This window comes from Lentzea sp. NPDC042327 (assembly GCF_040647275.1).
Classification (GTDB): Bacteria; Actinomycetota; Actinomycetes; order Mycobacteriales; family Pseudonocardiaceae; genus Lentzea.
Genome location: NZ_JBEZBX010000008.1, coordinates 381,232 through 403,217 on the forward strand (window position 1 = coordinate 381,232; position 21,986 = coordinate 403,217).

Annotated in this window: 25 protein-coding genes and 1 tRNA gene; 16 read left to right on the plus strand and 10 right to left on the minus strand. The window is 70.3% G+C overall.

All coding sequences use genetic code 11. The annotated features are described in order from the left end of the window. Positions 1-85: 85 nt before the first annotated feature. Positions 86-460 carry a YciI family protein gene (locus AB0A63_RS22930; protein WP_360394736.1) on the plus strand — a complete coding sequence of 125 codons (375 nt, stop codon included), beginning with the start codon at positions 86-88 and terminating at the stop codon, positions 458-460. Continuing rightward, complete coding sequence (locus AB0A63_RS22935; protein ID WP_360394738.1) at positions 457-1,638, plus strand: DUF6596 domain-containing protein; 1,182 nt, start codon at positions 457-459, stop codon at positions 1,636-1,638. Before AB0A63_RS22930 ends, AB0A63_RS22935 begins: the two co-directional genes overlap by 4 nt. Here AB0A63_RS22935 and AB0A63_RS22940 read toward each other — a convergent pair. Genes AB0A63_RS22940 through AB0A63_RS22950 form a run of 3 tightly spaced genes read right to left on the minus strand, consistent with a single transcriptional unit; the run spans position 1,610 to position 4,186 of the window. After that, complete coding sequence (locus tag AB0A63_RS22940) at positions 1,610-2,302, minus strand: histidine phosphatase family protein (RefSeq protein WP_360394741.1); 693 nt, start codon at positions 2,300-2,302, stop codon at positions 1,610-1,612. The two genes, AB0A63_RS22935 and AB0A63_RS22940, sit on opposite strands and share 29 nt — an antisense overlap. 10 nt (positions 2,303-2,312) lie before the next feature. Next, positions 2,313-3,140, minus strand: a complete 828-nt coding sequence (locus AB0A63_RS22945) for an undecaprenyl-diphosphate phosphatase (RefSeq protein ID WP_360394744.1) — start codon at positions 3,138-3,140, stop codon at positions 2,313-2,315. Further along, the gene (locus AB0A63_RS22950; protein ID WP_360394746.1) at positions 3,137-4,186 is read right to left on the minus strand and encodes an LLM class F420-dependent oxidoreductase; all 1,050 of its coding nucleotides are present in this window, start codon (positions 4,184-4,186) and stop codon (positions 3,137-3,139) included. The genes AB0A63_RS22945 and AB0A63_RS22950 overlap by 4 nt, the downstream gene beginning before the upstream one ends. Positions 4,187-4,258: 72 nt before the next feature. Here AB0A63_RS22950 and AB0A63_RS22955 point away from each other — a divergent pair, with 72 nt between their 5' ends. The 4 genes from AB0A63_RS22955 to AB0A63_RS22970 all read left to right on the plus strand — a co-directional run bounded on the left by AB0A63_RS22955 (position 4,259) and on the right by AB0A63_RS22970 (position 6,914). Next, a complete protein-coding gene (locus AB0A63_RS22955; RefSeq protein ID WP_360394749.1) occupies positions 4,259-5,224 on the plus strand; it encodes an aldo/keto reductase in 966 nt (321 codons plus the stop codon). Positions 5,225-5,416: 192 nt separating this feature from the next. Next, complete coding sequence (locus tag AB0A63_RS22960) at positions 5,417-6,073, plus strand: hypothetical protein (RefSeq protein WP_360394752.1); 657 nt, start codon at positions 5,417-5,419, stop codon at positions 6,071-6,073. After that, the gene (locus tag AB0A63_RS22965; RefSeq protein ID WP_360394754.1) at positions 6,070-6,282 is read left to right on the plus strand and encodes a DUF5703 family protein; all 213 of its coding nucleotides are present in this window, start codon (positions 6,070-6,072) and stop codon (positions 6,280-6,282) included. Before AB0A63_RS22960 ends, AB0A63_RS22965 begins: the two co-directional genes overlap by 4 nt. Positions 6,283-6,458: 176 nt before the next feature. Continuing rightward, on the plus strand, positions 6,459-6,914 hold the full coding sequence (locus AB0A63_RS22970) for a hypothetical protein (protein ID WP_360394757.1): 456 nt from the start codon (positions 6,459-6,461) through the stop codon (positions 6,912-6,914). A gap of 124 nt (positions 6,915-7,038) precedes the next feature. Here the strand turns inward: AB0A63_RS22970 and AB0A63_RS22975 are convergent, their stop codons facing one another. Continuing rightward, positions 7,039-7,869 (minus strand): alpha/beta hydrolase, encoded by an 831-nt coding sequence (locus tag AB0A63_RS22975; RefSeq protein ID WP_360394760.1) that lies wholly within the window; start codon positions 7,867-7,869, stop codon positions 7,039-7,041. Between the two features lie 181 nt (positions 7,870-8,050). On the opposite strand from AB0A63_RS22975, the gene AB0A63_RS22980 reads away from it, so the two are divergent. The 3 genes from AB0A63_RS22980 to AB0A63_RS22990 are packed head-to-tail and all read left to right on the plus strand — an operon-like array spanning position 8,051 to position 10,955. Next, positions 8,051-8,239, plus strand: coding sequence for a hypothetical protein (locus tag AB0A63_RS22980; RefSeq protein ID WP_360394762.1), 189 nt, complete (start codon positions 8,051-8,053; stop codon positions 8,237-8,239). Continuing rightward, complete coding sequence (locus AB0A63_RS22985) at positions 8,236-9,927, plus strand: hypothetical protein (RefSeq protein ID WP_360394764.1); 1,692 nt, start codon at positions 8,236-8,238, stop codon at positions 9,925-9,927. Before AB0A63_RS22980 ends, AB0A63_RS22985 begins: the two co-directional genes overlap by 4 nt. Then, on the plus strand, positions 9,924-10,955 hold the full coding sequence (locus AB0A63_RS22990) for a serine hydrolase domain-containing protein (RefSeq protein ID WP_360394766.1): 1,032 nt from the start codon (positions 9,924-9,926) through the stop codon (positions 10,953-10,955). Before AB0A63_RS22985 ends, AB0A63_RS22990 begins: the two co-directional genes overlap by 4 nt. 17 nt (positions 10,956-10,972) lie before the next feature. On the opposite strand, the gene AB0A63_RS22995 is transcribed toward AB0A63_RS22990, so the two are convergent. The 4 genes from AB0A63_RS22995 to AB0A63_RS23010 are packed head-to-tail and all read right to left on the minus strand — an operon-like array spanning position 10,973 to position 14,870. Further along, positions 10,973-12,289: a M20/M25/M40 family metallo-hydrolase gene (locus AB0A63_RS22995; protein ID WP_360394863.1), complete on the minus strand. Its 1,317-nt coding sequence runs from the start codon at positions 12,287-12,289 to the stop codon at positions 10,973-10,975. Positions 12,290-12,317: 28 nt separating this feature from the next. Next, complete coding sequence (locus AB0A63_RS23000; RefSeq protein WP_360394866.1) at positions 12,318-13,202, minus strand: glutaminase; 885 nt, start codon at positions 13,200-13,202, stop codon at positions 12,318-12,320. An 18-nt stretch (positions 13,203-13,220) separates the two neighbouring features. Beyond that, a complete protein-coding gene (locus AB0A63_RS23005; RefSeq protein WP_360394769.1) occupies positions 13,221-14,177 on the minus strand; it encodes an AAA family ATPase in 957 nt (318 codons plus the stop codon). A 30-nt stretch (positions 14,178-14,207) separates the two neighbouring features. Then, positions 14,208-14,870 (minus strand): GAP family protein, encoded by a 663-nt coding sequence (locus AB0A63_RS23010; protein ID WP_360394772.1) that lies wholly within the window; start codon positions 14,868-14,870, stop codon positions 14,208-14,210. Positions 14,871-15,034: 164 nt separating this feature from the next. On the opposite strand from AB0A63_RS23010, the gene AB0A63_RS23015 reads away from it, so the two are divergent. The 4 genes from AB0A63_RS23015 to AB0A63_RS23030 are packed head-to-tail and all read left to right on the plus strand — an operon-like array spanning position 15,035 to position 18,367. Next, the gene (locus AB0A63_RS23015; protein WP_360394774.1) at positions 15,035-15,919 is read left to right on the plus strand and encodes an ABC transporter ATP-binding protein; all 885 of its coding nucleotides are present in this window, start codon (positions 15,035-15,037) and stop codon (positions 15,917-15,919) included. After that, on the plus strand, positions 15,916-16,623 hold the full coding sequence (locus AB0A63_RS23020; protein WP_360394776.1) for an ABC transporter permease: 708 nt from the start codon (positions 15,916-15,918) through the stop codon (positions 16,621-16,623). The genes AB0A63_RS23015 and AB0A63_RS23020 overlap by 4 nt, the downstream gene beginning before the upstream one ends. Then, a complete protein-coding gene (locus tag AB0A63_RS23025; RefSeq protein WP_360394778.1) occupies positions 16,596-17,765 on the plus strand; it encodes a sensor histidine kinase in 1,170 nt (389 codons plus the stop codon). The genes AB0A63_RS23020 and AB0A63_RS23025 overlap by 28 nt, the downstream gene beginning before the upstream one ends. Beyond that, entirely contained in the window at positions 17,762-18,367 is a 606-nt protein-coding gene (locus tag AB0A63_RS23030; RefSeq protein WP_360394781.1) for a response regulator transcription factor, read from the plus strand. Before AB0A63_RS23025 ends, AB0A63_RS23030 begins: the two co-directional genes overlap by 4 nt. On the opposite strand, the gene AB0A63_RS23035 is transcribed toward AB0A63_RS23030, so the two are convergent. Beyond that, a complete protein-coding gene (locus AB0A63_RS23035) occupies positions 18,364-19,299 on the minus strand; it encodes a squalene cyclase (RefSeq protein WP_360394783.1) in 936 nt (311 codons plus the stop codon). The genes AB0A63_RS23030 and AB0A63_RS23035 overlap by 4 nt on opposite strands. 172 nt (positions 19,300-19,471) lie before the next feature. Between AB0A63_RS23035 and AB0A63_RS23040 the strand changes: the two genes are divergently transcribed. The 3 genes from AB0A63_RS23040 to AB0A63_RS23050 all read left to right on the plus strand — a co-directional run bounded on the left by AB0A63_RS23040 (position 19,472) and on the right by AB0A63_RS23050 (position 21,125). Beyond that, positions 19,472-19,557: transfer RNA gene (locus AB0A63_RS23040), tRNA-Leu, on the plus strand. Between the two features lie 93 nt (positions 19,558-19,650). Further along, positions 19,651-20,115 (plus strand): hypothetical protein, encoded by a 465-nt coding sequence (locus tag AB0A63_RS23045; protein ID WP_360394786.1) that lies wholly within the window; start codon positions 19,651-19,653, stop codon positions 20,113-20,115. Beyond that, positions 20,112-21,125: a tyrosine-type recombinase/integrase gene (locus tag AB0A63_RS23050; RefSeq protein ID WP_360394788.1), complete on the plus strand. Its 1,014-nt coding sequence runs from the start codon at positions 20,112-20,114 to the stop codon at positions 21,123-21,125. The genes AB0A63_RS23045 and AB0A63_RS23050 overlap by 4 nt, the downstream gene beginning before the upstream one ends. A gap of 130 nt (positions 21,126-21,255) precedes the next feature. Here the strand turns inward: AB0A63_RS23050 and AB0A63_RS23055 are convergent, their stop codons facing one another. Then, positions 21,256-21,984 (minus strand): 5-formyltetrahydrofolate cyclo-ligase, encoded by a 729-nt coding sequence (locus tag AB0A63_RS23055; RefSeq protein ID WP_360394791.1) that lies wholly within the window; start codon positions 21,982-21,984, stop codon positions 21,256-21,258. Positions 21,985-21,986: the final 2 nt, after the last annotated feature.

Here is a 21,986-nt window from a genome sequence, read left to right on the forward strand (position 1 = left end):
TGACACACCGGTGTCGAGACACGCCCCGCGGATTCGACATGGCGGTGAGAAGATCTCTCGCCAGCCAGCCGAGCGGAGGCCGCAAGTGAAGTACCTGATCCTGATCTACAGCAACCCGAAGTCGCGGGCGGCCTGGGAGAAGCTGACAGACGAGCAGCAGAGGCAGTTCGGCCAGGCCCACTACGACCTCACCGACACGCTGCGCGCCTCCGGTGAGCTGGTCGTCAGCGAAGGCCTGCCCGGACCCGAGACCGGCAAGGGCGTCAGCATCCGCGGCGGCGAGGTCGTCGTCACCGACGGGCCCTTCGCCGAGGCCAAGGAGTACCTCGCCGGGTTCTACCTGGTCGAAGCCGACACGATCGACCAGGTCATCGCCCACGCCGCCACGTTGCCCGACGCCCACAACGACGGCATCGAGGTCCGCCCGGTGTGGGACAGGTCCACGCTGGACGACCTGTGACCACACCCCCGGTCGAGGGCCTGCTGCGTGAGCTCGCGCCGCAGGTCCTCGGCGTGCTCGTACGCCGCCACGGCCAGTTCGACGTGTGCGAGGACGCCGTGCAGGAAGCCCTGCTGCAAGCCGCGCAGCAATGGCCGGCCGACGGGCTGCCGGACAACCCGAAGGGCTGGCTCATCACCGCGGCGAGCCGCCGGTGGATCGAGCAGTACCGGGCAGACCTCGCCCGCCGGGCACGGGAGGACAAGGTCGCCGCCCTGACCCCACCGCCCGCGGACCCGGCGCCGGCCCGCGACGACACGCTCACGATCCTCGCGATGTGCTGCCACGAAAGCCTCACCACGGCCTCGCAGATCGCCCTGACACTGCGCGCGGTGGGCGGCCTCACGACAGCGGAGATCGCCAGGGCGTTCCTCGTACCCGAAGCCACCGTGGCACAGCGCATCAGCCGGGCCAAGCAGAAGATCAAACAGGCCGGGGCCACGTTCCGGCCGCCCACCGACCTCACCGCCGTCCTGCACGTGCTCTACCTGATCTTCACCGAAGGCTCCACCGCCAGCTCCGGCGACACCCTCGTCCGCGTCGACCTCACCGCCGAAGCCCTCCGCCTCACCCGCCGGCTGCACCACACCCGCCCCGACGACGGCGAACTCACCGGACTGCTCGCGCTGATGCTGCTCACCGACGCCCGCAGACCCGCCCGCACCACCGAACACGGCGACCTCGTCCCGCTGGCCGAACAGAACCGCGGCCTGTGGGACACCGACGCCATCGACGAAGGCACCCGGCTCATCCAGCACGCCCTGCGCACCACCCAGATCGGCCCCTACCAGCTGCAAGCCGCCATCGCCGCCGTCCACGCCGACGCGAACACCGCCGACGACACCGACTGGCCCGAGATCCTCGGCCTCTACGACCTGCTCACCGCACTGGCACCCGGCCCCATGGTCGCCCTCAACCGCATCGTCGCCCTCGCCATGGTCCACGGCCCCGACCGGGCCCTCGCCGAGCTGTCCACACTGGACCTCGACCACCACCGCGTCCACGCCGTCAAAGCACACCTGCTCGACCTGCGCGGAGACCACCACCACGCCCGCGAAGAGTACGACAAAGCCGCCACACTCACGCTGAACGCCCAGGAACAGCGCTACCTCAAGCTCCGGTCGCGCCACCCACGGTAGCGTCCGACGACGGCTCCTCCTGCGGCGGCGCCTTCGGCACCACACCCGCCAGATCCCCACCGTTGTCGTTCACCCGCAACACGAACGGCCGCGTCTGCGTGTACTGCACCACCGACACCGAACACGGATCCACCACAATCCGCTGGAACCCGTCCAAGTGCACACCCAGCGCATCCGCCAACACCGACTTGATCACATCACCGTGCGAGCACAACACCCACACCGCACCCGGACCGTGCTCCTCGGCGATCCGCGCATCATGCGCCCGCACCGCGGCCACCGCACGCGCCTGCACGTGCGCCAACCCCTCACCCTCCGGGAACACCGCCGCCGACGGGTGCTGCTGCACCACCGTCCACAACGGCTCGCTCAACAAGTCCTTGAGCGCCTTGCCGGTCCACGCCCCGTAATCCACCTCGGACACGTCCGGCTCCGCAACCGCCTCCAGCTCCCGGTCCGCCAGCAACGGCGCCAACGTCTCCTCACACCGCTGCAACGGCGACGACACCACCGCAGCCACCGGGACGTCCCTCAACCGGGCGACGAGAGCCGCGGCCTGCGCCTGCCCCCGCTCGTCCAAACCCACACCCAACATCCGCCCGGCGAGCACACCGGAACCGTTGGCGGTCGAACGAGCATGTCGAAGCAGGATCACCGTGGCCACGGCACCCACCTTAGATCGGCTGGATCAACCCCATCGACAGCAGCCCCATCAGCACCAGGCCCAGCATCAGCCGATACCACACAAAAGCCGAGTACGAATGCTTCGACACGTACTTCAACAACCACGCGATCGTCGCGTACCCGACCACGAACGAGATGACGGTCGCGACGACCATCTGCGGGATCGACGCCTGCACACCCTCACCACTGCGCTCCAGCACGTCCGGGATCGAGAACAACCCCGCACCGAACACCGCCGGAATCGCCAGCAGGAACGAGTACCGCGCCGCCGCCTCCCGCGTCAGCCCCAGGAACAACCCCGCCGTCAACGTCCCACCCGACCGCGACACCCCCGGGATCAACGCCAGCGCCTGCGCCAACCCCATCCCGATCGCGTCCTTCATCCGCAGCTCATCCCGCTGCTGCTTCGCCAGATGATCAGCCAAACCCAGCAGCAGACCGAACACCACCAGCATCGTCGCCGTGATCCACAGGTTCCGCGCCGACGTCCGGATCTCGTCCTTCAACAGGTACCCGAGCACCGAGATCGGCACCGAACCGATGATCACGTACCAAGCAAGCCGGTAATCCCGCTCCTTGCGCGCCTCCGCGTTGACCAAACCGCGGAACCAGGCGCTGATGAAGCGCCCGATGTCCTTCGCGAAGTAGATCAGCACCGCCACCTCGGTACCCAACTGGATCACCGCGGTGAACGACGCACCCGCATCGTTGCCGAAGAACAACGTCGACGTGATGCGCAGGTGCGCACTGCTGGAAATCGGCAGGAATTCCGTCAGTCCTTGGACCAGTCCGAGGACCAGAGCCTGCAACCAGCTCAACTACCCACTCCTGCCAGATCCAAAGCCTCGGCCGCGATCCGAAGACCCGCGATCCCCTGCTCCAGATCTTGCAGCATCGGCGAAACGGACAGCGTGGTGACCCCCGCGGCAGCAAGCGCCTGCATCTTCTCCGCTATGCGCTCCCTCGACCCCAGCAACGCCGTCGCGTCCAAGAACTCCAACGGGATCGCCCCCATCGCACCCGCGTAGTCCCGCGACAGGTACCTCTCCTGGATCTCCTCCGCCTCAGCCGGAAAACCCATCCGCACCATCAGGTTGTTGTAGAAGTTCTGCTTCCGCGACCCCATGCCGCCCACGTACAACGCCGTGTACGCCCGCACCGGATCCGCACACGCCTTCCAGTCCTCACCCACCACCAACGGCACCGTCGGAACGACGTCGAACCCCTCCATCGACCTGCCGGCCCTCTCCCGGCCCGCCCGCACCGACGCCAGCGACTCCGCAGAGAACTCCGGCGAGAAGAAGATCGCCAACCACCCGTCCGCGATCTCCCCCGTCAACTCCAGGTTCTTCGGACCCACCGCCGCCAGGTACACCGGGATCTGCTCCCGAACCGGGTGCACCGTCAACTGCAACGCCTTGCCAGGACCATCCGGCAACGGCAACGTGTAATGCTCACCCTCGAACCGCAGCTTCTCCCGCGACAACGCACGCTTCACGATCTCCACGTACTCACGCGTCCGCGCCAACGGCTTGTCGAACCGCACACCGTGCCACCCCTCCGACACCTGCGGACCCGACACCCCCAGCCCCATCCGGAACCGGCCACCCGACAACGTGTCCAGCGTCGCCGCCGTCATCGCCGCCATCGCAGGCGTCCGCGCCGGAATCTGGAAGATCGCACTGCCCACGTCGATGCGGTCCGTCTGCGCCGCCACCCACGCCAGCACCGTCGGCGCATCGGAGCCATACGCCTCCGCCGCCCACACCACCGAAAAACCGAGCCGGTCGGCCTCTTTCGCCAGCTCGAGGTTCGCCGCGTCATTACCGGCGCCCCAGTACCCGAGGTTCAGTCCCAGCTTCACGCAGCGAGACCCTACCGGTCAGTAACACCGATTGCCAGGCTGACACGATCATCACCCCTTAGCATCCCGCACGTGGAACAGCGACACCTCGGCCGCAGCGGCCTCCGCGTCTCCCGCCTCGCACTGGGCACGATGACGTGGGGCCGCGACACCGACGCAGACGAGGCCGCCACCCAGCTCATGGCCTTCGCCGACGCCGGCGGCACCCTCATCGACACCGCCGACGTCTACACCGAAGGCGAATCCGAACGCATCCTCGGCACCCTCATCGACGAAGTCGTCCCCCGCGACCACCTCGTCATCGCCACCAAAGCCGTCGCACGCCGCACCGACGGCCCCTTCGGCGGCGGCGCCAGCCGCGGCGCCCTCCTCACCGCACTCGACGGCTCCCTGCGCCGCATCGGCGTCGACCACGTCGACCTCTGGCAACTCCACGCCTGGGACCCCACCGTCCCCGTCGAAGAAACACTCTCCGCACTCGACACCGCCATCACCGCAGGAAAAGTCCGCTACGCCGGCACCTCCAACTACAGCGGCTGGCAACTCGCCACCGCAGCCACCACCCCCACCACCTTCCCCCTCATCTCCACCCAGCACGAATACTCCCTGCTCGAACGCGGCATCGAACGCGAAGTCGCCCCCGCCGCCGCCCACCACGGCCTCGGCCTCCTGCCCTGGGCACCACTCGGCCGCGGCGTCCTCACCGGCAAGTACCGCAACGGCACCCCACCCGACTCCCGCGGCGCCTCCGCCCACTTCGCCGGCTACGTCGAACAACACCGCACCGACCGCGCCGCCCGCATCGTCCAGGCCGTCAGCACCGCCGCCGAAGGACTCGGCACCTCCGCCCTGTGCGTCGCACTGGCCTGGGTCCGCGACCGGCCCGGCGTCGTCGCCCCCGTCGTCGGCGCCCGCGACACCAACCAGCTCCTCGCGTCCCTCGACGTCGAACAGCTCACCCTCCCGCCCGCGATCCGCGCCGCACTCGACGACGTCAGCGCCATCGAGCTCGCCTACCCCGAGCGCCCGATGCCCTGAGTTCCTGGCTGTTCTGCGTTCGTGAGTTTCTGCTGGTAGTCGCTGTCGTGAAGGTGTTGAATTTAGTCAACACTGAAGTTATTGAGATAACAGACCAGAAGGCCCTGAACGAGATTCACCCCACCCCTCGCGTGACCTTCGCGAGCACTGCGGGCATGCTGGAAGACCACGCAGATCCACGGAGGAACGACCTTGCACCGGCTCGCAGCTCTGATCTTGGCCACCGCGACGCTGACGGCGTGCGGACAGAGCGAGAAGTCGCAGGACCCGCTGCAGGTCGCCGAGACGCTCGAGGTCGCCAAACCGGCCCTCTCCCCCGCCCAGAACACCGCCCTGCCCGGCGACATCACGCCCGGCGGCTCGTTCACCGAGGGCGACACCACCCTGAAGTTCGAGGTCAACGGCCGCAAGGTCGAGCTCGACCGGCTCCGCAGCGCCGTCTTCGAGATGACCACCGACGACAAGGGCTCCCCCACCCGCGGCCCCGGCCTGCGCGCCGGCGACGGTGCCACCAACGCCGTGCCCGACCGCTTCGGCCGCCTGCTCGTCGTCGACACCCGCGGCGGCGAGTTCATCGCGTTCTCGATCGACCCGCTGATCATGCGCCAGCGCTACCCCGTGCCCGGCACCCCCTACGGCATCGCCTACGACGCCAAGCGCGACATCGCGTGGATCACGCTCACCGACCGCAACGAGGTCGTCGGCCTGGACGTCGCCGCCGGCGAGCCGTCCGAGAAGCACCGCTTCGCCACCGTGCGCCAACCCAACACGGTCAGCGTCGACCAGGAGACCGGACGCGTCACCGTCACGTCCGGCGACAACGGAGGGATACAGGTGATCTCGCCATGACCGAAGGGGTGATCGACGGGGACTGGGAATACCGGCCGCTGCGCCTGCCGCCCGGCATCTCCCGCCGCACCGCGACCACGCAGCTGGCCATCCACGCCGAGTTCGCGGGCTGGGAGCTGTCCCGCACGCTGCTCTACGGCGACGGCTCCCGCAAGGTGTGGCTGCGCCGCAAGCGCGTCCCGGGCGACCTGCCCGGACTCATCACGTAACGCGTCACACGACACGAAGTGCCGCTCAAACGCCCCCTCCGCCTGCGGCCCACAACGCTGAGGTGCCCACGTCCCGGCGTTTGAGATCCCCTGTTCGTTCGTTGAAGCTGAGCACCGCGTGACGGTTCATTTCAGTCAACACTGAAGCAATAAAATTGACCGGAGTCGTAGAATATGTGATCAGATTCTGGGTCATGGAGCTCGTGCCGCAACAAGTCGGGGTCGCGCACAGCGCACTGCCGCACGACGAACCGTCCACCCGTGCCCTGCTCGCCGAAGCCGCGGCCCAGGGCCTGCACACCGTGGTCGTCACGGCCCCGGAGAACGATGAGAGCGCTCTCGCCGTCCTGCGCGAGCTGAGAGCCGAGTGGCACACCGAGAACGGCCAGGTCACCGCCCAGCTCGACACCGACGCCCAGGGCCAGCTGGCACACCTGTGGGGACTGTCCGCGCAGGACAGAGCGGCGTGGCTGGCCGCGTTCCCCCGCGCCGACGACCCGAACTGGTGGATGCACCGCCTGCTGGTGCTGAACCACCACCCCGAGTGGGCACCGCTCAAGGAATGGCTCGTCGGCGAGCACGTGCGGCTCTTCGGCCGGCCACCGGGACGGCGCCGCACCTCCGCGTCGTAGACGATTCCGGAAAGCGTGTCGAGAACGCGCCACCTGGCAGGCCGCGCGTTCCTCACCTGCTCCACGACCGGTTGCGGCCGCGAGATGGTCGGTGGGGGGCACATCACCGCGCCCCCGCCGACCATCAGGCCTTGGCCACCTCGCGGATCAGGTTCGCGATCTCCGCGGGACGTTCCAACGGGAGCATATGCCCCGCGTCGGGCAGCACCACCGACGTGCCGCCGAACCTGGCCACGTCCGACTCGGACACCAGCCGGTCCTCGTCGCCCACCACCGCGACGACGGCCTTCTCCTGCGCCACGGTCAGTCCCGCCTCGCGGTCGTAGCGGTCCACGGCCGGGCGGAACAACGCCACCGTCTCCGGCCACTCCCCCCACACCATGTCCGCGGTCAGCTCGACGTCGTCGTCGGACGGCTCGTCACCGAAGAGCCACCACCGCAGGCCCGCGGTCTTGGTGGGCTCGATCTTCTCCCTGACCGCCCGCACGATCGGCCCGAACGCCCGTTCCAGCTCCCGCACCAGCTTGCCGAGCGACTTGGGCCACGCGAGCGAGGTCTCCGACAGCCCGCTCGCCGCCGTCGACACGAACACGATGCCCAGCACCCGCTGCCGGAACAGCCGCGGCCTGCGTTCGGCCATCGCCAGCGCCGCCATGCCGCCCATCGAGTGCCCGGCGATCACCACGTCACCGCTGGGCACCGCGCGTTCGATCAGCTCACCCAGGTCGTCGCCGAGCTGCTCGATCGTCGCGGTCTCCTTGTCGGCCTTCGAGGACTCGCCGTGGCCGCGGTGGTCGTAGGCGATCACCTGGAAGTCGCCGCTGAGCCGGTCGACGACCTTGTGCCAGCTGCGGTGGTCGAGCGCGTACCCGTGCGCCAGCACGATCGTGGTCCGCGCGTCGGGATCGCCCGCCCGCAGCACGTTGAGCTCGGTCCCGTCCTCCAGCCGCACCATGCCGTTCCTTTCGCCGTGCCGTCTGCATGCCCAACGACACGACACACCGAAAAGACACGGTCCATCTGCGACACAGCACCACCTGTCCGTTGTGGATTCCTTCACTGGAACGGGTGATACAGCGCGTGTCCCCGCGTTCGAGGTGGTACTCCGGAAGAACGAAGCGAAGGAGGAGGTTGTGATGATGCGAACACTGGCCCGTCCGGTTGTTGCGCCGGAGGACATGGCCGAACTGATGACGGCGGTGGCGGAGCCCGAGGCCGCGGTGGCCGACCCGCCGCTGCACGTGCCCACCGCCGGCGGCGCGCTCCTGGCCGGTCTGCTGCTGATCGTCTCCCCCGGCAACCCGACGGAGCCGGAGAAGCGGTGACCACAGGTGGCGCGATCGACCGCACGTCTCGTGCGGACGCGGTCGCCGCACTGGCCGGACACCTCGTCGGCGCACTCGGGGAAGGTGTGCCGACGAGGCTCGCCGACTTCCTCGACTCCTGCGCCGACGGCGTGGCCGGCCTGTGGGCGGTCCGCCTGGTGGGCGCCGACGCCTTCGCGCCGCACCTGCTGGCGGGCCGCCCCCTGGAGGGCCGGGACGCCGCTGTCGTGTCCGACGCTTTCGAGGCGTTCCCGCCCGTCCAGCAGCCGGTGACGCACCAGCAGTGCGTGCTGGCCCACCGGGACCAGGCAACCGCCGAGCTGCTGGTGCGGCTCACCGACGGGCGGTGCGCGCCGCCTGGGACCGTCGAGGTGTGGGAGAACCGGGAGGCCTCGGCCCACCTCGGCACGTCACCGGTCGACGCCCTGCTGGGCCCGGCCGAGCAGTGGGCGCGCTGGTCGGTGGCCGTCGCCCAGCTCTCGCCGCTGGCTCTGCCGGGCTTGGACGGCCCGGTGTTCGAGGCGGTGGCGGGTGCGCCGCTCGCACTGGCCAGGGGTACCACCCGGGCCGTGCTGCGCCGGGACTACGCCACCGCAGCACGCCTGGTTCGCTGGGTGGCCCTGCTCGCCGACCGGGTTCCGCTGGACGCGGCCCTGCTGGTGGAGCACCTGAGGCTGCACGCGGGCGCCGACGCCCGGCTGCTGCTGGACCTGGCCATCGCTGAACGCGTCCTCGCCGCCGAGCCGGTGTCCTCGCGACCGGCGCTCCCGGCCCCGACGCCTCCGGTGCCCTCGGCACCGACCGCGGTGGTGCACGACGTGGCGAGCCGGGCGATGGCCTGGCTGCACGCGCACCACGAGCTGGGTGCTTTCACCGACACGGCGACCGCCGACCTCGACGACCCCAACAGCGTCTACAAGCCCCTGTGCGAGGTGGCCCTGGCGTCCGCGTTCGTGCTGCGCGAGGGCGTTGCCGGTGCCGCGCAGCTGCGGCACGCGCGAGAGCTGCTCGACTTCTCCTGGGAGCAGATGCGCCGCGGCGACCTGCTCTACGAGCGCCAGCTCCGGCACGCCCTGCTCACCGACCCGGTGGAGACCTACGCGTCGTTCGCCCGCTCCGGGTACCGGCACGCCGCCCTGGAACGGGTCGCCGCGCACAGCTCGGCCGCCGACGCGGTGAACGAGGTGGTGCCCAACCGGCGGCTCGCCGTGGCCAACGCGCACCGCGTCGTGGGCATCCCGCGCGACGACGACTGGGACGCCCTGACCGCCGCGACCTGGCTCGGCCGCGAGCCCGAGCCGTGGGTGATCGACTGGTACACCGGGTACTGCGCCACGCACACCGTCTTCCACCTCACCGACTGGGGCGCGCGTCCGGAGGGCCTGCCGGCCGGCACGGCCCGCTACCTCGACGCGTGGCTGCCGGTGTGGATCGACGTGTGGACCGAGGCGCGGCAGTGGGACCTGGTGGGCGAACTGCTCCTCGTGGGCGCGTGCCTGCCGGAGCCGCGCATCGAGGCCGCCGAGTGGGCGCCGTTCGCCGCCGCCCAGCACGAGGACGGCCTGGTGCCCCGTGACGGCGAACCCGTGTCCGACGACCCGCGCACCCGGTTCCTCGACCACCAGCACACCGCCGTGGTCGCGACCGCGGCGGGCACGCTCGCGCTGTCCCGGCTGCTCGCAGGGTGAACGAGGACCGGATCACCGCACTGCTGTCCGCCGCACCCGGTGTCGCCGTCGCCGCTCGGGTGGGCGACGAGGAGACCGTGCTGGTCGCGGGCGTCACCGCGCTGGACGACCCGCACCCGGTCACCGCCGCCACCCGGTTCGAGATCGGCTCGCTGACCAAGACGTTCACCGCGCTGCTGCTGGCCGAGCTGGTGGCGCGCGGCGAGGTGCGGCACGACGACCCGGTGGACCGCTTCCTGGACACCGGCCTGGGCCCCGGCGTCACGCTGGAGCGCCTGGCCACGCACACCTCCGGCCTGCCCCGGCTGCCACCGGGCCTGCTGCGCGCGGCCTTGCCCGCCTGGCGCACCAACCCCTACCGGGCGTTCGGACCAGAGCGCCTGACGGCGGCGCTGCGCCGCACCCGCGTCCGCCCCGACGACCGAGCGCGGTACTCGAACTTCGGCGTCGCCGTGCTCGGCCTGGCACTGGCCCGCGCGACCGGCCGGCCGTTCGAGGACCTGCTCGCCGACCGCGTCCTGCGTCCCCTCGGCCTGACCGACACCGGTTTCGACACCGCGCCGCAGGCCACCGGTCACCTGCGCGGCCGGCCGCGGCCGCCGTGGGAGATGCCCGGGATGCCCGCCGCCGGCGCGCTCCGGTCCTCCGCCCGCGACCTGCTCGTCCTGCTGACCGCCCTCCTCGACGGCCGACCGGCCTCCCTCGCGCCCGCGCTCGCCGACGTCGTCGCGCCCCGCGTCGCCGTCTCCGCCACCGACCACCTGTGCCTGGTGTGGAACCTGCGCCGCCTCCCCGACCACGACCTGCTGTTCCACTCCGGGGGCACGCGCGGCTGCACCGCGTTCGCCGGGTTCAGCCCGCAGCGCCGCACCGCGCTCGTGGTCCTCGCCAACACGGGCCCGACCGTGCGAGCCACGCTCGTGCAGGACTCGTACAACGCCCTGCGCGCCCTCGACGACCCGGCCGCCGCACAACGGCCCGGGACGAGAGGGAGCGACAGGGATGCGACGCGGGAGACGACTGCTTGAGCCGCCGGACGGTCCCGTCAGCTGTTGCGCAGGAACCGGTCCAGCACCCGCACACCGAACTTCAGCGCCTCCACCGGCACGCGCTCGTCCACGCCGTGGAACAGCCCGGAGAAGTCCAGGTCGGCCGGCAGCTTCAACGGTGCGAAGCCGAAGTTGCGGATCCCCAGCTGCTGGAACGACTTCGCGTCGGTGCCGCCGGAGAGCATGTACGGCAGCACGCGCGCACCGGGGTCCTCGGCGGTGATCGAGGCGGTCATGGCGTCCACGAGCGCGCCGTCGAACGTCGTCTCCACGGGCGGCAGGCCGATCCACTCGCGTTCCACGTCCGGGCCGAGCAGCTCGGCCAGCTCGCGGTCGAACGCCTCCTCGCGACCGGGCAGGATGCGGCAGTCGACGGTCGCCTCGGCGGTGGACGGGATGACGTTGGCCTTGTAGCCGGCCGTGAGCATCGTCGGGTTCGCGGTGTCGCGCAGCGTCGCGCCGATCATCCGCGACAGCGCGCCGAGCTTGCCGATCGAGCCCTCGACGTCGTCCTCGGGGAAGTCCAGGCCGGTGATCTCGGTGACGCCGTCGAGGAACTCGCGCACCGACGGCCGGATGATCAGCGGCCACTGGTGCTGGTCGAGCTTGGTGACGGCGGCGGCGAGCTTGGCCACGGCGTTGTCGCGGTGGATCATGCTGCCGTGCCCGGCGGTGCCCTTGACCCGCAGCTTCAGCCAGCGGATGCCCTTCTCGGCGGTCTCCACGAGGTAGGCGCGGACGTCGTCCTTGAGCGTGATCGAGAACCCGCCGACCTCGCTGACCGCCTCGGTGACGCCCTCGAACAGCTCCGGCCGGTTGTCGACCAGCCACTTCGCCCCGTAGAGGCCGCCGGCCTCCTCGTCGGCGAGGAACGCGAACACGATGTCGCGTGGCGGCACGACGTTCTCCCGTTTGAAGTGCCTGGCCAGCGCGAGCGTCATGCCGACCATGTCCTTCATGTCGACGGCGCCGCGGCCCCACACGTACCCGTCCTGCACCGCACCGGAGAACGGGTGCACCGACCACTCCGACGCGTCGGCGGGCACGACGTCGAGGTGCCCGTGCACGAGCAGCGCGCCCCGGTTCGGGTCGGCGCCCGCGAGCCGCGCGACCACGTTGCCGCGCCCCTTCGCACCCGACTCGACGTAGGTCGTCTCGTAGCCGACCTCCCCGAGCTTCTCGGCCACCCACTCCGCGGCCTTGCGCTCCCCCACCACCGTCGCGGGGTCACCGGTGTTGGTGGTGTCGATCCTGATCAGCTCGCTGACGAGCGTGACGGCCTCGTCCTCGGCCCGTGCCAGCGCGTTGCCCAATGTGCTCACCCCGTCTTCCTACCACCCGTCAGAACACCGACCACCCTGTGAGAGTGGTGAACCTGTCGAGCGCGTCGACCCCGGCCACCGAGTTGCCGCGGGCGTCCAGCCCGGGACCCCACACGCAGATCGCGCACCTGCCCGGCACCACGGCCACGATGCCGCCGCCGACGCCGCTCTTGCCCGGCAACCCGACCCGGTAGGCGAACTGCCCGGCCGCGTCGTAGGTGCCGCACGTCAGCATCACCGCGTTGACCCGCTTCGCGCCACTGACCCCGAGCAGCCGCTCGCCGTCGTTGCGCACCCCGTGCCGTGCCAGGAACAGCGCGCTCCTGGCCAGGTCCGCGCAGCTCATCGCGATCGAACACTGCCGCACGTACTCGTGCAACACGACGTCGACCGGGTTGCGCATGTTGCCGTAGGAGGCCATGAAGTGCGCCAGCGCGCGGTTGCGGTCGCCGTGGTCCAGTTCGGACCTGGCGACCTCCTCGTCCACGTCGATCGCGTGGTTGCCGCTCTCCGCGCGCAGGAAGTCGAGCAGCCGGTCCGACGCGCCCGGCCCGAGGTGGTCGGTGACCACGAGCGCCCCGGCGTTGATGAACGGGTTGCGCGGGATGCCGTTCTCGGTCTCCAGCTGCACCAGCGAGTTGAACGGCGACCCCGACGGCTCCCGCCCCACCCGCTCCCACAGCTCGTCGCCCACGGCGAGCGCCAGCGTGAACGCCTTCGAGATGCTCTGGATCGAGAACGGCGCCCGGTACTCCCCCGCCCCGCACACCTCGCCGTCGAGCGTGGCGACCGCCATGCCGAACCGCCGCGCGTCGACCCGTGCGAGCGCCGGGATGTAGTCCGCGGCCGCACCGCCGGGCATGACCTCGCCCGCGATGCGGTCCACCAGCTGCTGGAGCTCCATGGTGGCCATCCCACCACCTCAGGGCACCAGCGACGCGGCCACCTCCTCGGCCGTGCGCCCGGACGTGTTGACCGCCGTGCCGATCCCCCGCAGCCGCCAGGCCTGCGCCACGGCCTCCTCGACCACCCGGTCGAGCTCCTCCTCCGACCGCCCCGCCAGCGGGTCACCCGGCTCCGGCCAGCCCTCTCCCCTGCCCCGCCGCCGGATCCGCTCCACGAGGTCCGCGCGCGAGGCCTCCAGCCGGTACACCGTGGCGCCGGGGAACACGTCGGCGTACGGGCCGACCACGACCAGCACCCGTGCCCCGGCCTCCCGGTAGGTCCGCCACACCGCCGCGAGGTTGTCCGCGCGGGCCTGCTCCATCCCGAACCCGAGCTGGCCCGCGTCGACGAACCCGGCGCGCACCCCCGTGCCCAGCAGCCGCAGGTACACCGCGAAGCCGACGACCGACTTGCCGACACCGGTCGTGCCGCAGAACCACAGGACCCGCTCCGGCCCTGCCCAGTCGCCGGCCGCCCGCTCGACCCGGTCCGCCACCTCGGCGACCGACAGCCCGGTCGTGTCCACGCACACGTCGCCGATCGCGCGGGCGTCGAGCTCGTCGGCCTCGCGCAGCACGTGGTCGAGCTGCTCCGGCCGCATCCCGCGCCCGAGGTACCGCTCCCGCAGCACCTCGCGGTCGGCCCGCAGCCGGCACACCGTCAGCGTCGCGCCGGGAATCGGCGCGGCGCCGTTCGGATCGGCCACACCGGACACGACGAGGCTGCGCACCCCGCTCGCCCGCGCGCCGGCCACCACCGCGGCCAGGTTGCGGGCCTTCATGCGGTACCGGCCGGGGTCGTCGTCCGGGTCCGGGTAGCAGATGCCGAGCTGGTCGACGTCGACGTACGCCCCGCCGTTGCGGCGGTGCACCTCCCACCCGACCACGGTCTTGCCGACACCGGGAGGTCCGCAGATCCACAACACCGAAACCACGACCGCAGTCTCCCGGCCCCGTCAACGCGTTTACAGGAAGAACAGCCGCGCGACCGCGTCCCGCGCCACCAGGAACCCGGCGATCCCGAGGATCCACCCGGTGGCGCCGGCGCCCTTCTCCGCGAACCACCTGCTGATCCGCTGCAGCACCGGCTCGACCCGTTCCCGCAACGCGATCCGCGCGGCCAGCAGCACCAGCGCGGGCACGACCATGACCACGCAGTACCCGGCGAGCAGCAACCCGGTCTGCGCCGGCGTGAGGTCCGCGGCGCTCATCATCCCGATCGCGCCGAGGTAGGGCAGCATCGTCGCGAGCTCCACCACCCCGGCCAGCAGCGCGACCCCGACGAGCGCGGCCGTGGACCCGCCGACCCGCCTCGTCCACTTCGTCGTGTCGGTCTTCTTCTTGCTGTCGAAGCGGAAGCTCACGACGAACAACCCGACGCCGATCACGAGCTGGCCCCACAGCGCCACCCGCCCGTCGAGGTGCTCCAGCACCTGCGCCGCCCCCAGCACCAGCCCGATGCCGACCACGAAGTAGAACACCGTGATCGTGCCCAGGTAGACGGCGAACCGCCCGACCCGCAACCGCCCCGGCGCGAGCATCAACCAGATCGGGACGAACAACGTCCCGATGCTCGTCGAGTCCAGCAACGCCAGCCCCGCCAACGCGAGCAACAACCCCGTACCCACCGCGTCCCCCTCGCCCCATTTCGCACAGTGCCCGTGCCGGATCTTTTTAGCACAAGTGTGACATTAAAGCGTGCGCGGGCCTGTCGGGGGCATGACATCTGTCATCACGTTCCGATGCGTCCTGACACTGCCGGGACCGGGAATTTCACGCGATCGTTGAACACATGACAGCGATCGAGGTGAAAGACCTGACCCGGCGCTACTCAGGGGGATTCGAGGCCGTGCGCGGCGTCTCGTTCGAGGTGGAGCGCGGCGAGATGTTCGCGTTGCTCGGCACGAACGGCGCGGGCAAGACCTCGACCGTCGAGGTGGTGGAGGGCCTGACCCGGCCGGCGGAGGGGACCGTCCGGGTCCTGGGCCACGACCCGTTCCTGGAGCGCAAGGCCGTGCGCCCGCGGGTGGGCGTGATGTTGCAGGAGGGCGGCTTCCCGCCCGACCTGACCGTGTCCGAGGCGACCACGATGTGGGCGGGCACGCTGACCCGGCCCCGCCCGGTCGCCGAGGCGCTCGACCTCGTCGACCTGGGCCACCGCTCGGCGGTGCGGGTGAAGCAGCTCTCCGGCGGTGAACGGCGGCGCCTGGACCTGGCGCTCGCGTTGCTCGGCCAGCCAGAGGTGCTGTTCCTCGACGAGCCGACCACCGGCCTCGACCCGGAGAGCCGGCGCAACACGTGGCAGCTGATCCGCACCCTCCTGCACGAGGGCACCACCGTGCTGCTGACGACGCACTACCTGGAAGAAGCGCAGGAACTGGCCGATCGGCTGGCCATCATGCACCGCGGCCGCATCGTCGCGCGCGGCACGGTGTCCGAGGTCGTCGACGCCTACCCGGCGCGCATCACGTTCACGCCGCCCGCCGGCATCGCGCTGCCCGTCGTGGCCGACCTCGACGAGTCCGGCCGCGCGACCGTGCGCACCAACACCCTGCAGGAGACGTTGCACGAACTGCTGACGTGGGCACACGCGCAGGACGTCGTGCTGTCCGGTTTGGACGCCCGCTCGGCGTCCCTCGAAGAGGCGTTCCTGGCGATCGCGGAGGAGGCGGCATGAGGGCCGTGGCCATCGGGCAGGCGGAGCTGAAGCTGTTCTGGCGCAACCGCACCGCCCTGTTCAACTCGCTCATCGTGCCACTGCTGGTCGTGCCGCTGCTGCTGTCGATCGACGCCGACGGCGTGCCGCTGGTCGTCGGCCTGACCGGGTTCGTGCTGCTCATGGCGGTCTACTACAACCTCGTCACCGTGTTCGTCGCGCGCCGCGAGGAGCTCGTGCTCAAGCGCCTGCGCGTCGGCGAGCTGACCGACCCCGAGGTGCTGTTCGGTGCCGCGCTGCCGTCGATGGTGGTCGCGATCGGGCAGATGGTGCTGTTCGCGGTGATCATCGGCGTGATCACCGGCGTGGCGGTGCCGACGAAGCCGTGGTTCCCGCTGCTGGGCGTCGTCGGCGGGACGCTGCTGTTCGCGTTGCTGGCGGCGGCGTCCGCGGCGTTCACCCGCACCGTCGAGATGGCGCAGGTGACGTCGTTGCCGGTCCTGATGGCGTGCATCATCGGCAGCGGCCTGATGGTCCCGCTGTCGGTGTTCCCCGACGAGGTCCAGACGGTGCTGCGGTTCCTGCCGCTCACCCCGGTCCTGGACCTGCTGCGGGCCGGCTGGCACGACGGCCCGGTGCTGCAGCCGGTGGTCGTGCTGGCGGCGTGGGTCGCGGCCGGTGTCTACGCTGTCCGGCGATGGTTCCGCTGGGAGCCGCGGAGGTGACCTTGCTGTCCTGGTGGCGCTCGCGCAGCAGCGCGTCGCGGTTCGACTACTTCACCCGCTCGTCGTTCTACCTGACCCTCGTCGCGCTGCCGATCCTGCCGATGACGAGCCTGGCGAACGACGACTCCGTGAGCCGCACCGCCGCCGTCGCCACCATCGTCGCGATCGTCGTGCACGCCGCGTGCTGCATGTGGCTCGTCCACCAGGGCATCGAGCACTATCTGGGCAAGGCGCCGTTCCCGCGCCTTGCCCTGACCGTCGCCGCCGTCGTGACCGCCGTGGTGGTGGCAGGCGGCATGGCCGTCCTCCCCGGCGCACCACCCGGCGGGCGCGACGGCCCGGTCGACGCCGTGACGCTGTTCGTGCCGGTGCTGTTCGTGACCGCGGTGTCGTGCACCCTGCGCCCCCGCGTGACGGCGGCCGTGGTGGCCGCGACCGGCGTGTTCCTGGTGCTGACCGTGCCGCTGGGCGCCGCGGTCCCGATGACGATCGCCCTGGTCTTCTTCACCGCCGTCTACCGCACCTCGGTGTGGATGATCGGCACGATGTGGGAGCTGGACCGCTCCCGTGAGGTCCGCGCCAGCCTCGCCGTGGCCGAGGAACGCCTGCGCTTCGCCCGCGACCTGCACGACGTGGTCGGCCGCAACCTCTCCGTCGTCGCCCTGAAAGCCGAACTGGCCGCGAAACTCGCCCAACGCGGCCGTGACGAGGCCGTCGCCGAGATGCTGGAGGTCCGCCGCATCGCTCAGGAGTCCCTCGACGAGCTCCGCGCCGTCGTCTCCGGCTACCGCACAGCGGACCTCACGGTGGAGCTCGCCGGCGCCCGCTCCCTGCTCACCTCCGCGGGCATCGACTGCCGCGTCATCGGCGAGCCCTCCCTCCCCGACGAGGCCGCGGGAGCCCTGGGCTGGGCCGTCCGCGAGGGCGTGACCAACGTCCTGCGCCACAGCGAAGCCCGCACGTGCACCATCGCGTTGCGCGGCACCACCCTCACCATGTCCAACGACGGCGCCACCGCCACCACCATCCGCTTCGGCAGCGGCCTCACCGGCCTGCGCGAGCGCGTGGCCACCCTCGGCGGCTCGGTGACCGCCACCCCGGAGCCCCCCCACCGCTTCGTGCTGACCGTGGAGCTCCCGTGATCCGCATCCTCCTGGCCGACGACGAACACCTGATCCGCGGCGCCCTCGCCGCCCTCCTGGCCCTGGAGGACGACCTCGAGGTCGTCGCCCAAGCCGCCACCGGCGCCGAAGCCGTGGCCACCGCCCGAGCAGTCCGCCCCGACGTGGCCGTGATCGACCTGCAGATGCCCGACCTCGACGGCGTCACCGTGGCCCAAACCCTGGCCACCGAGCTCCCCACGTGCTCCACGATGATCGTCACCTCCCACGGCCGCCCCGGCCACCTGAAACGCGCCCTGGCCGCCGGCGTCCGCGGCTTCCTCCCGAAAACCGTCTCCGCCGACGTCCTGGCCACCGTCGTCCGCACCGTCCACTCCGGCGGCCGCTACGTCGACCCGGCCCTGGCCGCAGAAGCCATCAGCGCCGGCGACAGCCCCCTGACCCCACGCGAGGCCGACGTCCTCGAACTGGCCCTGGAAGGCGCCCCGATCGACGAAATCGCCCGCCGCGCCTCCCTCTCCCCCGGCACCGTCCGCAACTACCTGTCCTCAGCAGTCGGCAAAACCGCCGCCTCGAACCGCCACGAGGCCGCCCGCATGGCCCGCGCCCGCGGCTGGATCTAGCCCCACCACTCCAGCACCCTGGCCCCGTACAGCGTCAGCCACTTCGACGGCTGCCCTCGTTCGACGTCGACCTCGAACCACATCCGCCCGGGATGCCGCCCAGCCTGCACCCACGTCCCGTCGGGCTGCCTCTGCTGCCTGATGCGCTCGACGGCCTGCGCCATGCGCTCATCAGGCCGCGCTGCACGCCGGAAGTAGTCGGCCGCGTTGAGCACGCTGTACTGCCACCGCAACGGGTACCGGAACGTGTCCACCCACTCCGCCACCGGCTCCCCCGTCGACAACCGCCGGAACAGGTGCCTTTCGAGCAGGTACTCCTCCCCTCTCCTGCGCGCACTCCTCGACTCGTCGGTGCCCCCCGTGGCCACCTCGTAGTCCAGCAACCCCTTGAGCGAGTTGAGCGTGGAGTGGAACGACGACCTCTTCGCCCCCTCAACCCACTCGCAGTTCCACCCGCCGTCCTCAAGCTGGTGCTCCACGAACCACGCGACGTTGTGGTGGACGTCCACCCCGAGCCACAGCCCGTTCGACACCGTCATCGCGTTGATGCAGCAGTCGACCTCGCCACCCCAGTACGGCAACCCGTCGTACTCCCACCGGCTGTTGGCGGCCAACAACTCCGCAGTGCCGTGCAGCGCTTCGGGGTCGAGCCCCCACTCGCGCAACGTGACCAACGTCCAGGTGGTCGCGGTCCACGGCTGCGGCTCGTCGCCGCGCATCTCGTAGCCAGGCGGGAAGAAGGCCCCACCCGCCCACTGCCCGTCCTCACCTTGGAGCTCCAGCAACCGCTTCCCGAAGCCTTCCGTGGCAACTCGTGCTCTCGTCGCCTTCCACACCTCTTCGGGCTCGTGCAGGAGGTCCCGTTCGACCTGCCAACGCAGGGCCGGGTCCGCGTCCTTCAGCAACCACTCCACCAACGCCGTCGTCAGCACCCGATGACCCTAGCCCCGCTTGAGTTTGATCTGCCTGGCTTCCGCTGCCCTGTGCACCCGACCATGCTCCTACCAGCGAAAACCTTGCTGGGGGCGCTCGATTTTGGTCGTTGCCGACGATCATGTAATCTATGCACGCACCACGGCGCGAGCTGCGGTGACAACTGAACAGGTCCGGGTGGCGGAATGGCAGACGCGCTAGCTTGAGGTGCTAGTCCCCGAAAGGGGGTGGGGGTTCAAGTCCCCCCTCGGACACCAAAATGTCGCAAATTTGCGACGTCTACGTGCCAGGTGCTCAAGTCTGCTTGAGCACCTGTTCTGCGTTTCCACGCCACAAGCAGGTGGCGTTCGATGACCATCTCCTACATCCGGCCGATCGTCCCGGACACCACACCAGGACAAGCGGCAGGCGCATCCGCTCGCACTGCGGGCCAGCCTCTCCCGCTCATCGTCGTCCCGGCCTCACGCCCGCCCAGGCTGACGAACGTCCTGTACCGGATGGCCACCGTCGACCACCGGGGCCGCGTTGCGGATCGCCACGTCACCGCGGCACTGGAGTGGAGCGCGGGTACCCGCCTGAACATCCGCGAGCACGGTGACCTGCTCGTCGTGACCGCTGATCCGCACGGCGTCTTCAAGCCCACCAGAGAGGGCTATCTCCGACTGCCCGCCGACGCCCGCCGCGTGGCGGACATCAGTTCCGGGGACCGGGTCCTCCTGACGGCTCACCTCGGCCACCGCACCGTCACGGTGTTCCCGCCCGTCGCCCTGGACGACCTGGTGCTCCCCCTCCTGCCGGGTGGTGAGGACGCATGACCGGCGCACCAACCCGAGCCGAGCTCGACGCCGCACGTCTGGTCCTCGACCGGATGGGCGTGACCGCCGAGGACCTGCTCAACTCGGTCAAACCGCCGGCGCCTACGTTCGCCGAGTACATCCCGGTCGTGGCCGCCGCCGTCAGCGACGGCACCCGCCGCGCCTACACCCCGTACTGGAACCGCGTGCTGGACCAGTGGGCGGACATCTCGCTCAGCAACCGCAGCCCGACCGACATCCAGCGGCTCGTCCAGCACATCAAGGCCAACCTGACCGTCCGGCGCAACACTCGCAACGGCAACTCCGCAGCCGAGCACCTCATAGCTGCCCTGCGCTGCCTGTATCGGCACGCCGTCAACGACGACCTCATCGACGAACGCGCCAACCCTGCCGCCAAGGTAGCCAAACCCCGACGGCAGCCCAGCAACCGGCGGGCCCTGTCCGGCAAGCAGATGGACCAGCTCAACGAGATCGTCGCCACCACCGGCAACGACCCGCAGCTCGACTCGCTGATCGTCCGGTTCCACACCGAGACCGCCGCCCGTCGTGGCGGCGGGCTGGCCCTGCGACCAAAGGACCTCGACGAGGAGCAGTGCCTGGTCTATCTCCGCGAGAAGGGCGAGACCTCTCGGTGGCAACCGGTCTCTCCCACACTGATGTGGCACCTGCTTCAACACGTCGAACATCGCGGCGCCCCCATGAACGGACGACTCCTGCGCAATGCGAACGGCACCCAGATCACCTATCACCGGTACGACTACCTCTGGAACCGCGTCGGCGAAAACCTCACCTGGGCCGGCAAGCAGGGCGTCAGCACGCACTGGCTCCGGTACACCACGCTGACCTGGGTCGAACGACACTTCGGCTACGCCGTCGCCCGTGCGTTCGCCGGGCACAACGACACCAACAGCGACGCAGGAAGCACCACGACCTACATCCGCGCCACCCTCGAAGAAGTTGCCACAGCGCTCGCTGCGCTGACTGGTGAACGCCACCCCGTTGCTGAGTAGCTGATTTTGCTGAGTGGGGGTGTCTGCTCGCCGCGCATCGAGCAGACACCCCCAATTACAACTCGCAGTTTACGTCGAAAGACCAGGCCAAACGCCGAAACGGGGACCGGCCGATTGCAGCTGGAGTCGATCAACTGAGATCGCGCTGAGCCGCCCGCGACGCCAGGGCGGGAATGGCGGCGATCTTCGCCGCGTCCAGCTCCGACCAGAAGATCCCCGCAGGGCGTCGAGGCGGTCCGCACTCGATGATCTGGGTCGGGGTGACGATCAGGTCGACGGAGAAGTCGTGGCTGGTCTCCGGCAGATCGCCATCGACGACCTGGAGGTCGTGGACTGTCGTGACGATAGTGGTCGCCTCGCTGATCAGCCCCGCCTCCTGCAACAAGGCGACTTCGATGTCGGCATATCCGGCGCCCTTCCCCAGCCGGACACCTCGGCGGTTCACCGCGACAGTCCCGCACACGAGCAGGTCGATCTTGGCCATTTCGTCCGTGTCGACGGTTCTCGCGAACAATGCGGCCTTCTTCGGCACAGCCGCCTCCTCCGGAGGAACCGGCAGCTTCGCAGGGTCGAGTTCGTAGAACGGCTTATCGGCGGCGATCTTGGGAACCGCCACGTACAGCAGCTTGCCCTGCTGAAGCCCGAGCAGCCTGACCGGTGCCTGCGGCTTGTCCGGGACAGCCTTCACCACGCGCGCCTGCTCCCACACCGGAAGCTCGGCGAGCTTCTGGGCGGCCACGTCAGCGCCCACGAAGTTCGGGATCGATCCGTGCACGTCCGGTTGAGCAGCGCGGTGTTCGGTGAGCAGGTCCCAGACGCGGCGGCGAACCTTGTCCTTCGCTTCGTCGGGATTCGCCACGG

Bases quoted from the DNA above. Each gene is read 5' to 3' on its own strand.
- AB0A63_RS22975 (WP_360394760.1), bottom strand. From the start codon at position 7,869: ATGGTGCGGCTGGAGGACGGGACCGAGCTCAACGTGCTGCGGGCGGGC.
- AB0A63_RS23015 (WP_360394774.1), top strand. From the start codon at position 15,035: ATGACAGCGATCGAGGTGAAAGACCTGACCCGGCGCTACTCAGGGGGA.
- AB0A63_RS23045 (WP_360394786.1), top strand. From the start codon at position 19,651: ATGACCATCTCCTACATCCGGCCGATCGTCCCGGACACCACACCAGGA.
- AB0A63_RS22965 (WP_360394754.1), top strand. From the start codon at position 6,070: ATGACCGAAGGGGTGATCGACGGGGACTGGGAATACCGGCCGCTGCGC.
- AB0A63_RS23050 (WP_360394788.1), top strand. From the start codon at position 20,112: ATGACCGGCGCACCAACCCGAGCCGAGCTCGACGCCGCACGTCTGGTC.
- AB0A63_RS23000 (WP_360394866.1), bottom strand. From the start codon at position 13,202: ATGGAGCTCCAGCAGCTGGTGGACCGCATCGCGGGCGAGGTCATGCCC.
- AB0A63_RS22980 (WP_360394762.1), top strand. From the start codon at position 8,051: ATGATGCGAACACTGGCCCGTCCGGTTGTTGCGCCGGAGGACATGGCC.
- AB0A63_RS23025 (WP_360394778.1), top strand. From the start codon at position 16,596: ATGGTTCCGCTGGGAGCCGCGGAGGTGACCTTGCTGTCCTGGTGGCGC.
- AB0A63_RS23020 (WP_360394776.1), top strand. From the start codon at position 15,916: ATGAGGGCCGTGGCCATCGGGCAGGCGGAGCTGAAGCTGTTCTGGCGC.